The organism is Acinetobacter sp. 226-1, assembly GCF_030329325.1.
GTDB lineage: Bacteria > Pseudomonadota > Gammaproteobacteria > Pseudomonadales > Moraxellaceae > Acinetobacter > Acinetobacter sichuanensis.
On sequence record NZ_JACANU010000005.1, the window covers coordinates 153645 to 168394 of the forward strand.

A 14750-nucleotide genomic window follows, 5' to 3' on the forward strand; every position below is an offset into this window, starting at 1 on the left:
TGTCAAAGATTTAAAGGAGTTAATGATGGGAAAACTCAATAAAACAGACCGAGAATGGCAAAGAGAGTTATCACCAGAAGAATTTAAGATCACTCGTCAAAAGGGGACAGAGCCTGCTTTTACGGGTAAATACTGGAATACTAAGCAACAGGGGACATATATTTGCCGTTGCTGTGGTACAGAATTATTTTCTTCAGAAACGAAATATGATAGTGGTAGTGGTTGGCCAAGTTTTTATAAACCAATTAATGCCGCCGCTGTTGAAGAAAATGATGATGATTCACACGGTATGCAACGCACAGAAATTGTTTGTCACCATTGTGATGCACATTTGGGGCATGTTTTTGAAGATGGTCCACAACCGACGGGGTTACGTTATTGTGTAAATTCCGCGTCGTTAGAATTAAAAACACAAGAAAAAAGTGATGAGGAAACCTATCCATGACCAGTATTTATCAGTTTGAAGCTGAATTATTAGAAGGAGACAATAAAGCTTTTTCAGACTATCAAGGCGAAGTTTTATTGATCGTGAATACAGCTAGCAAATGTGGTTTTACACCACAATTTGCAGGTTTAGAAAAACTCTATGAAAAATATAAAGATCAAGGCTTTAAGGTTCTAGGTTTTCCATGTAACCAATTTGGTGGACAAGACCCAGGAAGTAATGAACAAATAGGAGAATACTGCCAACGCAATTATGGTGTGAATTTTCCTATGTTTGCAAAAGTCGATGTGAAAGGTCCAGAAGCACACGCGATTTTTCGTTATTTGACCAACAATAGTAAAGGTGTTTTGGGGAGTGGAATTAAGTGGAATTTCACTAAATTTTTAATTAATCGCAAAGGTGAAGTCATCAACCGTTACGCACCGACAACCAAACCAGAAGCATTGGAAGAAGATATTGAAAAAGCGTTGGCTGAAGTATAAAGCTTCAGTGTAATGTGTAATTCAATGTCTAAAAAATTGCTGAATGATTAGCCCTTTATGTTATTTTCATAGAGGGCTAAATTTTAATAAATGATAAAAATATTGATCACTGATTAACAGGTTAGTTATTTTTTGGGTTTTAAATAATACGCTAAAGTCAAACAGATCAACCAAAATGGAATCAGAATAACAGCAATTTGCATATCGGGTGTCATCCACATCACGACCAAAATAGCCAACATAAAAATGATACAAATATAGTTTGTTATTGGGTATGCAATCGCTGGAAAAAGTGTCGATTTCTGGAGTTTGAGCATACGTTGCTTAAACTTTAAGTGAGTAAATGCGAGCATCATCCAGTTAATAACAATAGCAGATACGACTAAACTCATCAGTAATTTAAATGCTTTTTCAGGAAAAGCATAATTTAAAACAACACAAATTGCAGTGACAACAGCAGAAGTTAAAATCGCAGCATAAGGAATGCCACGTTGATTAATTTTGCGTAAAAATTTGGGCGCATTGCCTTGTTCTGCTAAACCAAGCAACATACGACTGGTGCCATAACTGGTGCCGTTATAAACAGAAATTGCCGCAGTTAAAACCACAAAGTTTAAAATAGTGGCAACGCCTTGACTACCTAAAGAATCAAAAATTAAGACAAAAGGACTGCCGCCTTCTGCAATCTGATTCCATGGGAATAATGAAAGTAAAACGACAATTGTGAGTACATAAAATAGCAAGACTCGATAGACAATTTGATTCACTGCTTTAGGAATGGTTTGGGTTGGGTTACGTGTTTCTGCGGCGGCAATTCCAACTAACTCAATGCCACCAAAAGAGAACATAATGATCGCCATCGCCATAATTAAACCTGTAAAGCCATTTGGGAAAAATCCGCCTAAAGCCCATAAGTTTGTAATACTGGCTGTTTCACCTGCCTGACCACTGGCAAGCAACCAAGCACCAAAGCCAATCATGCCAATAATGGCTAAAATTTTGATGATTGAAAAAATAAATTCCATTTCACCAAAAACTTTGACGTGTAATAGATTGATGATATTAATGAAAATAAAGAAACCTAATGCAGACACCCATGTTGGAATTTCTGGCCACCAGTATTGTATATACAAACCGATCGCACTGAGTTCAGCCATACAAACTAAGACATTGAGTACCCAATAATTCCAACCTGACATAAAGCCAGCAAATGGATTCCAATATTTATAAGCAAAATAACTGAATGAGCCGCTTACAGGTTCTTCAACGACCATTTCGCCGAGTTGACGCATCATAAAAAAGGCGATGAGTCCTGCAATGGCATATCCTAAAATGACGGATGGACCAGCAAGTTTAATGGTTTGAGAAATTCCAAGAAATAATCCAGTTCCGATTGAACCACCTAATGCGATCAGTTGAATATGGCGGTTACTCAAACCATGTTTGAGTTGGCTCTGTTTTTGTGCAGACATAAATGATCCATTTATGTAGAAAAATGAGGAAATACAGCGAGGGCTGAAAATATGAGGTGGTTAATATAATAAATATTTATGTATAAATGAAATTTAATTTATGAGTAGAAAGTCTAATAAGCAAAAAAGACATATAATTTAAATAGATATTGTGAAAAATAAAAAAACCATAAAAATTGTCAAGATCAGACATCACGTATTACCATAATGCATTCTATAAAAAATAAGCACTCTGTTATGCGATTTAAGACTTGGTACACACTTCGTAAGTTTGTCTATGACAACTTACATAATGAGGATTACGAGACAAGATTTAGTCGCACCATTAACTTTTTTTTGATTTTTCTTATTATTGGTAATGTGGTCGCGGTTTTATTAGAATCCGTCAATGAAATTTATAGGGCTTATCAATTTTATTTTGATGTATTTGAAAATTTTTCAATCGTGATTTTTAGTGCTGAATATATTTTAAGATTTTGGAGTATTGTTGAAAAAGAGCCGTTTGTGTCAGGTTGGAAACAACGTTGGCATTATGTCACGAGTGGCGCAGCAATTATTGATTTATTCGCAATTTTACCTGCTTATATTAATTTCTTTGTGCATATTGATTTACGTTTTTTACGAATTTTGCGATTACTCAGGCTACTAAAATTAACACGTTACTTTGTGTCATTACAGATTTTATTACGTGTAATTGAACGTGAAAAAGGTTCATTCCAAGCGGTTATTTTTATTTTATTAATCATGATTGTGATGGCGGCAGGTGGCATTTATGTGGTTGAAAGCCGTGCTCAGCCTGAAATTTTTAGTTCAATCCCTGCTGCAATGTGGTGGGCTGTCGTAACATTGACAACAGTAGGTTATGGTGATGTGACGCCAATTACGCCATTGGGACGTTTTTTAGGTGCATTGATTACCATTTTAGGGGTCGGGTTAGCTGCTTTACCAGCAGGTATTCTTGCCAATGGTTTAGCGAATGAATTGGAGTTGAGAAAACAGCAGCTCGAACTTAAGTTTCGAGATTTATTGAAAAACTGTGAAATTGATATTATTAAAGATGAAGAAAAAATAGAAAGTATTCGTAAAGAAGTAGGACTTTCAACTGAGCAAACACAGGACATTATATTGCAATTGATTCGAGAGCGTCGCGAAGAAGAGTTAGAGCGTGAAAAAAATAAATATTGTTTTTGTCCGCATTGTGGGCACAAATTGCCAGAATAAATTACACTTATATGGATGAAAAATTATTCAATTATTTATTTAATGTCTCTATAAAATCGAATAAGTAGGTTAAACATGACATTAGAAATAGATGCTTTTGGAACAATTGTAATCGCAGTCTTCGTTTTATTTATTGGGCGAATTTTAGTTCAAAAAATATCCTTTTTAAGAAACTATAATATTCCTGAACCTGTAGTTGGTGGTTTGATTGCTGCGATCTGTGCTTATTTTGCTTTTAAATTTTTTAATATCAGTGCAACTTTTAATGATGCAATTCAAAAAGCCTTAATGTTAATGTTTTTTACTTCAATTGGTTTGAGTGCAAGTTTTGTAAAACTCAAAGAAGGCGGAAAATCTCTCGTTATTTTTCTGCTTTGTGTAGCAGGTTTTGTATTGGTACAAAATGCTGTGGGTATGAGTTTGGCAAAAGTACTTGGATTAGATCCATTAATTGGTCTAATTGTGGGATCTATTACATTAACTGGGGGGCATGGTACAGCAGGTGCATGGGGAACCATTCTTGAAAATGAACATGGCATTCATGGGGCTGTGGTCTTGGGAATGGCAAGTGCAACCTTTGGACTCATTATTGGTGGCGTAATTGGCGGTCCAGTTGCTAAGTTTTTAATTAAAAGACATAAATTAGCAACAGATTTGGGTGTTGAAGAACATGATGATACACCTGCGGCTGAGGGAAGTGCTGCATTTGAATATCCACGGAAAACGCGTTTAATTACATCAAGTAATGCCATCTCAACTTTGGGAATGTTCTCATTATGTATTTTTATTGCCAATTGGATGACTGAATTAAGCAAAGGTAAATGGTTTGAATTACCTACATTTGTTTGGGCTTTGGCATGTGGTGTATTACTGAGAAATTTTTTAGAGCATGTACTTAAAGTTAAAATATTTGATCGTGCAATTGATGTATTTGGTAATGCATCGCTATCTTTATATTTGGCAATGGCTTTACTGTCCTTACAACTGTGGTTATTGGCAGATTTAGCGGGTCCACTGGTCATTATTTTATTATTACAAACATTAACATTGGCTTTATATACAAGTTTTGTGACATTTAAAGTAATGGGCAGTAATTATGATGCCGCAGTATTGGCAGCAGGGCATTGTGGTTTTGGAATGGGAGCAACACCAACAGCAATTGCCAATATTCAAGCAGTGACCAATAGTTATGGACCATCACATAAAGCTTTTCTCATTATTCCTTTATGTGGTGCTTTCTTTATTGATATTATTAATGCTGTGGTTATTCAGACAATTATTAAGTTTTTTTAATACATATAAAATGAAAATTTAGCCTATCGCTCAGAAAATAAGCCTCTATAACGGAGGCTTTGCTGATTAAAGAGGTACTGCTTTATTGTTCTCTCATTTTTATTATCAAGTCTTTTTTCTTTTTATTGTATTTTTTAATGTTTTAGCAAAGATCAAGATAATAAAAACTAAGATAGATTGGATGTTGATGATTAAGTGGGGTAATAAGATTTTTCATAATTTTAAAGTGATGTAATTTCATTTGTTGGAGGAATTATTAAATAAAATTCATCATTAGGAAACTTCATTAAATTCATGTTATAGTGAAATTAATTCATCTAAATATCATTGACTATATAATGTTCAATCGTTGTGTAGCAATTTATTTTTAAGTTCTATTTAGGTTTTATTGGATCTCCCCATGCTTGAAATACGCCATTTAAAAACTTTAACTGCTTTACGTGAACATGGTTCATTGGTTGCGGCGGCGAGTGATTTATGCCTTACGCCTTCTGCTATTTCTCATCAACTCAAAGAGTTAGATCATTGGTATGGGGTTGAAGTTGTCAATCGTCGTACACGTCCAGTTTCTTTTTCGAATGTTGGGCAAAGGCTGCTTAAACTGGCAGATGACATTCTTCCACAAATTCAAATTGCACAAACAGATATCACACGTATCGTACATGGTCAGACAGGACGCATCATTTTTTCGTCAGAATGTCATAGTTGTTTTGACTGGTTGATGCCTTTATTAAATCAATATCGTTCACAATATCCTGATGTAGATCTGGATTTTGCTTCAGGTTTTGAGGCAAATCCACATGAGTTACTACAAACTGGTGAATTTGACTTACTGATTACTGCTGATCCAATTGCGCTTAAAGGTATTGAGTATTTTCCAATTTTTGAATACGAGTCGCGTTTAGTTTTGTCAAATACGCATCCTTTGGTGCGAGCAAATCAAGTGACTGTGCAAGAGTTGGCAGAAGAAACTTTAATCACTTATCCTGTTGATAAGCATCGACTTGATATCATGTCACGCCTGTTTATTCCTGCAAATATTCAACCGAAACAAATACGTACTACAGATTTAACGCAAATGTTAATTCAATTGGTTGCGAGTGGACGTGGAATTGCAGCTCTACCAGATTGGGTGGTAAATGAGTATGAGCAAAAAGGTTGGGTAACATCTCGACGTTTAGATTGTGTTTCGGAAAATGGTTTGCGTCGTACTTTATATGCAGGCTATCGTACAGAGGAAAAAGAGAAAAATTATTTTGAAGGTTTTTTAAATCAGTTAGATCGTTTTTCTAAGAAAAGAACAATTTACTATAATTCATAAGGGTGAATACACGATAAAGATTCGGAGGTGTTCTAAATAGTATGCTGCTTATGATGATACTGAAGTGAATGAAAAATATTCAAGCACAGCCCCATTTATATTACAAAGTTTGTACTTCTTTTCGTAGGCGATGCCTTACTTTTTAAGGATAAAAAGTAACAAAAATCCTTTGTTGGACATGAGAAGCTAAGCTTCGCAAGATATCCTCCCTTGCGGAGCATTGCTCCTCATGTCCAACGGCGACATCCATGTCGCCCTGCGATAGCACCACCACGTTAAGCTTTAATTTTGGATAAGATTTACTACAAATTGATGTGAAACTACTCAGCATACTTTTTAAAACATCGCCAAAAATTCAACTAAAGTCAAAATATAAAGCTTTAGTTGAATCATTTAGCTTTAAAACATCACATTTTATTGGTTGAATTTTAACTTTTATTTTTGAGTAAAAAATTTGTGATTTCTCTACCAAATTTTACAGGTTCGGTAATTAATGGGGTATGCCCTGAACGTTTGAATACGATATTTTTTGCATTTTTTAAATGTGCAGAAACTTCGAGTTGCCCTTGAGAAGGATACAGCGTCGATTTTTCACCAATAAAAAATGTAGTTGGACAGTCCAGTTGTGCAATGGCAGCCCGATAACCTTCCTGATGATTGAGATAATTGTCGATATACCAAGTCATATAATCAAGGCGACGAATCGGAAGTAAATGCTTTTGTAATTGTGGGCGTTTCAGTGCTAGATTGAAAATAAACGGACTGACTTTATTACTGCCTTGAATTTTAATAAAATTAATCCACATTTGCACCAATTCAGTACGGGGTTCAGCAGGTAACTCGTCTACAAAGCGATAGTTTTGGTATTGATGCAAAAAGTCTGAATAATCTTTAAGAAAACGTTTGAATTTTAAATGTTTTTTGCCAAATAAACCAAATTTCCAAGACGCATCTGTGGTGATTTTTGGGGTTTGGTCTATATGTAAATAAGCTTTGAGTTTTTCTCTTAAGTTGCCATATTGCATGCCATGCATGGCTGTGGTTGCACCCATAGAGTAAGCAATCAAAATAAAATCATGGAGTTGCATTTGTTCAATCAGGCTGTCAATGTCACGCCAATGATTATGAATGGCATCAAGCTCTTGTGGAATTTTACAGGTGCGTGAACCGCCAAAACCACGCCAATCAGGGATAATAAATTTAAATTTTTTGATATTGGGAAGTAAAAATGGAAGCCATTGCCAGCTTTGCATACCTAAACCAGACAGAACCAATACAGGTTCACCTTGTCCAATTTCTCGGACAAATAATTTTTCACCATCAGGCATTGTATAGTGTGGCATAGTAATCCTTAAGTTTTTTCTTTATTTTCAAAGGTTTTGAGTTGAGGGATGAGTTGACTGAGCCAATCAATCCAGCCATTTTCCAGATCAATTCCCAATTGTAAAATCATTTTATGAATATATAAAGTTCGATCTTGTGGGTCTGCATGAGCAAAGTCTTTATTAAAAATTTGCTGATACAATTTTAAATTTTCTTGATGTAACACTAAATGACGCTCTAATTCAGGCAAAATGGTATTGCCTCCAAATTGTGCCTCAAGTCTTAACCGCACCATAATTTCTTCACGAAGCTGAGCAGGTTGCCCTTGTTTGACCATCCATTCGGTTAGCTCTACACGTCCAAGTTGTTCAACCTGATAGGTTTTTTTGCGTCCTGTGTCAGCTTGATCTTCTAAAGTGGAAATCCAGCCTTTTTTCAGCATGCCACTTAATTCACGATAAATTTGTTGGTGTGTGGCATTCCAGAAAAAGCCCATAGAGCGGTCAAAACGGCGTGCCAACTCAAAACCTGTACTCGGTTTTTCAATCAGACTCGTCAATAAAACATGGGCTAAAGACATTTGAGTAATATTTCGCACATAAAATGGGTGTAAATTCATTATGCAACATGTTGCATAAAAATCAAATCTCGATTATAAATAAATTGCACTATGCAACTTGTTGCATTAAAAAATTAACTGAGAAATTATAAAGACTAGCCAGCGAAAGCACGCCAAGGAGTTCACATGTCTAATTACCCGCATTTACTTGCGCCATTGGATTTAGGCTTTACCACTTTAAAAAATCGCGTATTGATGGGTTCTATGCATGTAGGGCTTGAGGAAGTTGACGGTGGCTATGACCGTATGGCTGCATTTTATGCAGAGCGTGCAGCCGGCGGCGTTGGTTTAATTGTAACAGGCGGAATTTCACCGAATGATCACGGTGTAACCTTCTTTGGTGGTTCTAAACTTGATACCTTGGAAGAAGCAGAAAAGCATAAAGTGATTACACAGGCAGTACATGATGCAGGCGGAAAAATTGCCTTACAAATTTTACATACAGGACGTTATTCTTATCAGCCTGAAAATGTTGCACCTTCTGCTATTCAAGCACCGATTAACCCAACCAAACCACATGCTTTAACTTCCGCTGAAGTTCAGCAAACCATTGCAGACTTTGCCAACTGTGCCAAATTGTCACAAATTGCAGGTTATGACGGTGTTGAAATCATGGGTTCAGAAGGTTATCTGATCAATGAATTTATTGCAGCACGTACTAACCATCGTGATGATGAGTGGGGCGGTAGCTATGAAAACCGTATTCGTTTCCCGATAGAAATTGTGCGTCGTACCCGTGAAGAAGTCGGTGAAAACTTCATTATTATCTATCGTTTATCCATGCTTGATTTGGTCGAAGGCGGTTCAACTTTAGAAGAAGTGATTCAGTTGGCGAAAGAAATTGAAAAAGCAGGTGCAACCATTATCAATACAGGTATTGGTTGGCATGAAGCCCGTATTCCAACCATTGCGACCAAAGTGCCACGTGCTGCATTTACATGGGTAACGAAAAAATTGAAAGGTTCTGTGAATGTACCGTTAATTACGTCTAACCGTATCAATACCCCTGAAATGGCGGAACATGTCTTGGCTCAGGGCGATGCGGACATGATTTCGATGGCACGCCCGATGCTTGCCGATTCGCACTTTGTTGTAAAAGCTGAACAAGGTCGTGCAGATGAAATTAACACCTGTATCGGTTGTAACCAAGCGTGTTTAGACCATATTTTCTCAATGAAAATAGCAACTTGTTTGGTCAATCCGCGTGCATGTTATGAAACTGAACTGATTTTCAAAGATACGGCAACCGTTAAGAATATTGCAGTGATTGGCGCAGGTCCTGCGGGACTCAGTTTTGCGACTTATGCGGCTGATCGTGGTCATAAAGTCACGATTTTTGAAGCATCCAATCAGATTGGTGGGCAGTTTAATATTGCCAAAACCATTCCGGGCAAAGAAGAATTTTATGAAACTTTACGTTATTTCAAACGTAAAATTGAGCTTCAGCCAAATATTAAACTTGTGTTGAATCATACCGCGACTTATGAAGAACTCAGCGCTGAAAATTTTGATGATATTGTGGTGGCAACTGGCGTTACTCCGCGTCATTTAAATATTGAAGGCATTGATCATCCAAAAGTATTGTCTTATATCGAAGTGTTACGTGAGCGTAAGCCTGTAGGTAAAAAGGTAGCGATTATTGGTGCAGGCGGGATTGGTTTTGATACGGCTGAATATCTTTCTCATGAGGGTGAAAGTGGCAGTCTGAACCCACAAAAATTCTATGATGAATGGGGTATTGATACCACCTATGCACATGTGGGTGGTTTAAAGCAACCTGAAGTCGAGCAATCACCACGTGAAATTTATTTACTGCAACGTAAAACCAATTCAGTCGGCGCAGGCTTAGGTAAAACCACTGGGTGGATTCACCGTACAGGCTTGAAACATCGCCATGTCAATATGATTCCGGGTGCAAGCTACGACAAGATTGATGATCAAGGCTTACATATTACTGTGGCTGATAAAGTCATGGTATTGAATGTAGATAACGTTGTGATCTGTGCAGGGCAAGAATCTTATACTGCGATGTTTGAGCAACTCAAAGCAGATGGTAAATCTGTGCATCTGATTGGTGGTGCGAAAGAAGCAGGCGAGTTGGATGCGAAACGTGCCATTCGTCAGGGTGCTGAATTGGCGATGGTGATTTAAAAAACTAATTTATATTCACTTTTAAATAATTTAATGGAAGTTCCCTCTCCTTTTAGGAGAGGGCTAGGGTGAGGTGCTTAAATTTTATTTCCCCTCATCCCAGCCTTCTCCCTGAGCCATATATGGCGCAAGAGAAGGAGCATTCATTACATTAATCTTAGTGTGAATGTTTTGATTCTATAAGGACATTAAAATGAGCTACACCAATACCAAAACTGCCGTACAAAAATGGCATCGCATGGTTCAAACCCGTGATATGAACATTCTCAACGAATTACTCACAGATGATGTGGTCTTTCGTTCACCTGTTGCCTTTAATCCTTATGAAGGAAAACAGGTGGTATTTTTTATCTTGAGTAATGTGATTGAGATTTTCGAAAACTTTACCTATCACCGTGAATTTTTTACTGAAGATGAACAAAGTGTGGTCTTGGAGTTTTCGGCAATGGTTAGTGAAAAGAAACTCAAAGGCATTGATATGATTCGCTTTAATGAACAAGGTCAAATTGTTGAATTTGAAGTGATGTTACGACCAAAAAGTGGTTTAGAAGCACTCGCAGTGAAAATGGGCGCACGTTTTGCCCAATATCAAGCGTAATAGCACGTAAATCTGTTCAGGAATACACAGGTATTCCTGAATAAAGGGCTGTATCGCAGTCAAAGCTGTATTTTAAAATGTCCAAAATGTAGAGATGAGCAATGTCTATTCTGAATAAAGTCAGTCAAATGACGCAACATGTACTGGATCAACTCACTGGTGCAGAATTGCCGAAAATGTATTATGACCCACAGGGACAGATGAAAGCGGTGCTGGCACAATTGCCACAACTGCAACAAAAATATCGACCGACACCGTGGTTGAGCAATCAGCATGTGCATTTATTATATTTTGATATCATCAAAAAAAAGATGATCAAGTTACAATACGATCGAATTGAGCAACTGACCATGCAAGATGGTGGGGTGACGGCGATTGCTTGGTATGGCTATGATTTACCTCAGGATACGCCAACGATTGTGATCATGCATACTATTACAGGCACGCCTGAAAGTATGCGCGAGTTAGTCAAAGATTTGCATGACTATACAGGGTGGCGCATTGCACTGTGTTTACGCCGTGGACATGCAGGCTTACCTATGCCTGTACCACAAATGTCGATTTTTGGTTCAACCGCAGATTTACGTGAGCAAATTCAGTGTATTCAACAGAAATTTCCACAATCTGAACTGTATGCCGTCGGCTCTTCGGCAGGAACAGGATTATTGGTACGTTACTTGGGTGAGGAAGCTGAAAATACACCATTTAAAGCCGCTTTTGCTATGTGTCCGGGTTATGACACTGAACTGGGTTTTGCCAATGTGCATCCTTTTTATACCAAAGTCATGACCAAAAAATTATTTAAAGCCTTTATTACGCCCTATGCGCAAACCTGGGCGAAAATAGATTCGGTGCAAACTGTTTTGCAGACCAAAACTTTGCAGGAATTTCAAAATGAGTATTTTGAAATGGCAGGATTTTCAGATTATCAGAGTTATAATCAGGCGATTAACCCGATTTATGTGTTTGAAAATGTTAAAATTCCATTGATGATTTTAAATGCTGAAGATGATCCAGTCTGTTCAATTAAAAACCTCGAGCCTTTTAAGCAAACCATTGAAAATATGTCAAATATCATTGTAGTCACCACCAAAAAGGGCAGTCATTGTGGTTTCTATGAGGGTTTAAATACCAAATCATGGGCATCAAGGCTAATAGCAGGTTTTTTACAGCAATATTCATGATATGAATGACCAATCAATATTGGATAAAGTGATCAAATAATCGGATAAATCAGATATTGTTATTTGATCTATCCGTTTTAATGATCCAATTGTGATGCTTTATTGATTTTAAATAGATGGAATCATGTAAATATTAAAAAATTTGAGAAATGGTTTATGTAAGTGCTAAATAATTCCAAACGAAATTTATCTTTTGAGAGTAAATCATATTACTACGAACAATATAAATATCTTGGAAGAAACTATAACCATCCAGTATTTTTAATTTATTTTCATTGATTTCATCTTCAATGAGTAAACGAGGTAACCACACTATACCTAAGCCTTGTAAAGCCAAAGCTTTTAAGTCACTGGCATTATCTGTTTCATATAAAGTTCGATAATTCAGTTTATTTTCTATCATTTTATCAACACATTTTCTCAGATAGGCTTGCTTACTATAGGCTAAAAGCGGGAAAGTTTGATTGAGTTCGTATTTAGGCAATTCATTTTTGCTGGCTGTCACGGGCACAATTTGCATATTTACAATTTTATGGTAGGTAAAAAGCGTAGCATCCAATTGTTGCAAAGTAAGTTGATCACAATAACAAATGAGAAAATCACAAGAACCATCTTTTAATAAACGTATGCCTTGTTGCAGATTTGCAGCAATAATTTCTAATTTTAGGTCATTATAGTCTGAATATAATTTTTGAATAAATTTGGGAAAAAACTGAGTAATGAGAGAATGAGATACGGCAAATTTAATCGAAAGTTCATTGTCTTTAATATTTTTTTCTAAATATGTTATCGTTGTATTCATTTGGTTTTTAATACTTTTTGCTGTTGAGAGCAAGACTTGACCAGCATCTGTAAAATCAATATTTTTACTATAACGCTTTAAAATTTGAAATCCCAACGATGCTTCAATATTTTGTATTCTACGTGTAAACGCTGATTGCGTGACATGACGTATAGATGCTGCTCTAGAGATCGATTTTTCTTGATCCAATGCAAGAAGATCCTCAATCCAGCGAATTTCAAGCGTCATGTCTGATTACCAATAAATATTTAACTCATGAAAGTATAACAAGTGATATGCAAAAAATGCATACAGATATATTTTTTTACATTGGTCAAGTTTGGATTATTTCACCTAAGATAAATTCATCATCTTCGTAGAGCTACATTGCAAATGAACATTGAAATTAAAACGAGAACTGAAAAGGATTTATTGGGAAGTAAGGAAGTCCCATTTCATTGCTACTACGGTGTGCAAACATTAAGAGCGCTTGAGAATTTTAATCTAAGTGTGCATAAGTTAAGTGATTTTCCTATTTTTATTCAAGCGCTTGCTATGGTGAAATCTGCTTGTGTGGATGCTAATTTTAAATTAAATAAAATTGAAGAAAATAAATATAATGCGATTCAATATGCATGCCAGCAATTGATGAATGGTTCATACCATAGCCATTTTCCTATTGATATGATTCAGGGTGGGGCTGGAACTTCTACAAATATGAATGCCAATGAAGTTATTGCAAATATTGGATTGGAGTTTTTGGGGTATGCAAAAGGTGAATATCAACATCTACATCCCAATAACGATGTAAATATGTCTCAGTCAACCAATGATGTATATCCAAGTGCAATAAAAATAGGTTTATTATTTGCATTGGATCATCTGAATATCCCATTTCAAAAACTCATTGAAAGCTTAAGTAACAAAGCTAACGAGTTCTCTAATATCGTGAAAATGGGGCGTACTCAGTTACAAGATGCTGTGCCGATGACATTAGGGCAAGAATTTAGTGCTTTTGCGCACACCTTACAAAATGATTTGCAAAAATTAAATCATATTATGCCTGATTCACTCAGTGTCATTAATTTAGGTGGAACAGCAATTGGTACGGGAATTAATACCGAAACTGAGTATCGTATAAAAGCAATTCAAGCTTTATCAGAAATTACAGGTAAAAAGATTTCAAGTGCGCCTGATTTGATTGAGGCGACGACAGATATGGGTGACTTTGTACTTTTATCAAGTTTACTCAAACGTACTGCAACAAAGTTATCTAAAATTTCTAATGATTTACGTTTATTATCGAGTGGCCCACGTACAGGTATAGGCGAGATCCAATTGGAACCGCGTCAGCCTGGTAGTTCAATCATGCCAGGAAAAGTAAATCCAGTCATTCCTGAAGCGATGAATTTGGCGTGTTATCAAATTATTGCAAATGATTTGGCAATTACTTTGGCAGCAGAAGGTGGGCAACTACAGTTAAATGCATTTGAACCATTAATTGCGCTTAAATTATTTGAATCTATTGAGTTATTAGGCAAAGCGATGCAAATGTTAAATGAAAAATGCATCCAAAATATCCGCGCCAATGCCGCACATTGTCAGCATTTAGTAGAAAACTCAATTGGAATTGTGACTGTTTTAAACCCATATTTAGGTTATGAAACCACTACACGAATTGCAAAGATGGCAAATGAATCAGGTGAGAGTGTTTTAGCTTTGATCAAAGCTGAAGGATTACTTTCAGATGAAATTTTGGCAAATGTACTTGCTGTGCATAATATGATTCAGCCAAAACAACACGCAGCTTAGTGTTTTAAGTTAAGGATAAAATCAATCTAATGCATAACTTACATAAGA

At 36.4% G+C, this 14750-nt stretch carries 13 protein-coding genes; 9 read left to right on the plus strand and 4 right to left on the minus strand.

What is annotated here, in order from left to right:
- The first annotated feature begins 25 nt into the window (after positions 1-25).
- On the plus strand, positions 26-445 hold the full coding sequence (gene msrB, locus HX124_RS10685) for a peptide-methionine (R)-S-oxide reductase MsrB (RefSeq protein ID WP_286377899.1): 420 nt from the start codon (positions 26-28) through the stop codon (positions 443-445).
- On the plus strand, positions 442-927 hold the full coding sequence (locus HX124_RS10690) for a glutathione peroxidase (RefSeq protein WP_286384110.1): 486 nt from the start codon (positions 442-444) through the stop codon (positions 925-927). The genes msrB and HX124_RS10690 overlap by 4 nt, the downstream gene beginning before the upstream one ends.
- 125 nt (positions 928-1052) lie before the next feature.
- On the opposite strand, the gene HX124_RS10695 is transcribed toward HX124_RS10690, so the two are convergent.
- The gene (locus HX124_RS10695) at positions 1053-2399 is read right to left on the minus strand and encodes an amino acid permease (protein WP_286384109.1); all 1347 of its coding nucleotides are present in this window, start codon (positions 2397-2399) and stop codon (positions 1053-1055) included.
- 237 nt (positions 2400-2636) lie between these two features.
- Here HX124_RS10695 and HX124_RS10700 point away from each other — a divergent pair, with 237 nt between their 5' ends.
- The 3 genes from HX124_RS10700 (at position 2637) to HX124_RS10710 (ending at position 6234) form a co-directional block, all read left to right on the plus strand.
- Complete coding sequence (locus tag HX124_RS10700; RefSeq protein ID WP_286384108.1) at positions 2637-3620, plus strand: ion transporter; 984 nt, start codon at positions 2637-2639, stop codon at positions 3618-3620.
- Positions 3621-3695: 75 nt separating this feature from the next.
- Positions 3696-4913: a sodium/glutamate symporter gene (gltS, locus tag HX124_RS10705; protein ID WP_286384107.1), complete on the plus strand. Its 1218-nt coding sequence runs from the start codon at positions 3696-3698 to the stop codon at positions 4911-4913.
- Positions 4914-5313: 400 nt separating this feature from the next.
- The gene (locus HX124_RS10710; RefSeq protein ID WP_107009733.1) at positions 5314-6234 is read left to right on the plus strand and encodes a LysR family transcriptional regulator; all 921 of its coding nucleotides are present in this window, start codon (positions 5314-5316) and stop codon (positions 6232-6234) included.
- A 428-nt stretch (positions 6235-6662) separates the two neighbouring features.
- Here the strand turns inward: HX124_RS10710 and HX124_RS10715 are convergent, their stop codons facing one another.
- Both HX124_RS10715 and HX124_RS10720 read right to left on the minus strand, forming a co-directional pair.
- Complete coding sequence (locus tag HX124_RS10715; RefSeq protein ID WP_286384106.1) at positions 6663-7577, minus strand: alpha/beta fold hydrolase; 915 nt, start codon at positions 7575-7577, stop codon at positions 6663-6665.
- 8 nt (positions 7578-7585) lie between these two features.
- Positions 7586-8137: a PadR family transcriptional regulator gene (locus HX124_RS10720; RefSeq protein WP_286384118.1), complete on the minus strand. Its 552-nt coding sequence runs from the start codon at positions 8135-8137 to the stop codon at positions 7586-7588.
- Between the two features lie 165 nt (positions 8138-8302).
- On the opposite strand from HX124_RS10720, the gene HX124_RS10725 reads away from it, so the two are divergent.
- The 3 genes from HX124_RS10725 (at position 8303) to HX124_RS10735 (ending at position 12109) form a co-directional block, all read left to right on the plus strand.
- Positions 8303-10327 (plus strand): NADPH-dependent 2,4-dienoyl-CoA reductase, encoded by a 2025-nt coding sequence (locus HX124_RS10725; RefSeq protein ID WP_286384105.1) that lies wholly within the window; start codon positions 8303-8305, stop codon positions 10325-10327.
- A 193-nt stretch (positions 10328-10520) separates the two neighbouring features.
- On the plus strand, positions 10521-10925 hold the full coding sequence (locus tag HX124_RS10730) for a nuclear transport factor 2 family protein (protein WP_286384104.1): 405 nt from the start codon (positions 10521-10523) through the stop codon (positions 10923-10925).
- A 101-nt stretch (positions 10926-11026) separates the two neighbouring features.
- Positions 11027-12109 carry a YheT family hydrolase gene (locus HX124_RS10735; RefSeq protein ID WP_286384103.1) on the plus strand — a complete coding sequence of 361 codons (1083 nt, stop codon included), beginning with the start codon at positions 11027-11029 and terminating at the stop codon, positions 12107-12109.
- 154 nt (positions 12110-12263) lie between these two features.
- Here HX124_RS10735 and HX124_RS10740 read toward each other — a convergent pair whose 3' ends face one another.
- On the minus strand, positions 12264-13139 hold the full coding sequence (locus tag HX124_RS10740; RefSeq protein ID WP_286384102.1) for a LysR substrate-binding domain-containing protein: 876 nt from the start codon (positions 13137-13139) through the stop codon (positions 12264-12266).
- 144 nt (positions 13140-13283) lie between these two features.
- Between HX124_RS10740 and HX124_RS10745 the strand changes: the two genes are divergently transcribed.
- Positions 13284-14702 (plus strand): aspartate ammonia-lyase, encoded by a 1419-nt coding sequence (locus HX124_RS10745; RefSeq protein WP_286384101.1) that lies wholly within the window; start codon positions 13284-13286, stop codon positions 14700-14702.
- The last annotated feature ends 48 nt before the right edge of the window (positions 14703-14750 follow it).

Excerpts from the sequence above, each read along its gene's own strand:
- msrB (WP_286377899.1), top strand. The coding sequence starts at position 26 with ATGGGAAAACTCAATAAAACAGACCGAGAATGGCAAAGAGAGTTATCA.
- HX124_RS10690 (WP_286384110.1), top strand. The coding sequence starts at position 442 with ATGACCAGTATTTATCAGTTTGAAGCTGAATTATTAGAAGGAGACAAT.
- HX124_RS10695 (WP_286384109.1), bottom strand. The coding sequence starts at position 2,399 with ATGTCTGCACAAAAACAGAGCCAACTCAAACATGGTTTGAGTAACCGC.
- HX124_RS10700 (WP_286384108.1), top strand. The coding sequence starts at position 2,637 with ATGCGATTTAAGACTTGGTACACACTTCGTAAGTTTGTCTATGACAAC.
- gltS (WP_286384107.1), top strand. The coding sequence starts at position 3,696 with ATGACATTAGAAATAGATGCTTTTGGAACAATTGTAATCGCAGTCTTC.
- HX124_RS10710 (WP_107009733.1), top strand. The coding sequence starts at position 5,314 with ATGCTTGAAATACGCCATTTAAAAACTTTAACTGCTTTACGTGAACAT.
- HX124_RS10715 (WP_286384106.1), bottom strand. The coding sequence starts at position 7,577 with ATGCCACACTATACAATGCCTGATGGTGAAAAATTATTTGTCCGAGAA.
- HX124_RS10720 (WP_286384118.1), bottom strand. The coding sequence starts at position 8,137 with ATGTCTTTAGCCCATGTTTTATTGACGAGTCTGATTGAAAAACCGAGT.
- HX124_RS10725 (WP_286384105.1), top strand. The coding sequence starts at position 8,303 with ATGTCTAATTACCCGCATTTACTTGCGCCATTGGATTTAGGCTTTACC.
- HX124_RS10730 (WP_286384104.1), top strand. The coding sequence starts at position 10,521 with ATGAGCTACACCAATACCAAAACTGCCGTACAAAAATGGCATCGCATG.
- HX124_RS10735 (WP_286384103.1), top strand. The coding sequence starts at position 11,027 with ATGTCTATTCTGAATAAAGTCAGTCAAATGACGCAACATGTACTGGAT.
- HX124_RS10740 (WP_286384102.1), bottom strand. The coding sequence starts at position 13,139 with ATGACGCTTGAAATTCGCTGGATTGAGGATCTTCTTGCATTGGATCAA.
- HX124_RS10745 (WP_286384101.1), top strand. The coding sequence starts at position 13,284 with ATGAACATTGAAATTAAAACGAGAACTGAAAAGGATTTATTGGGAAGT.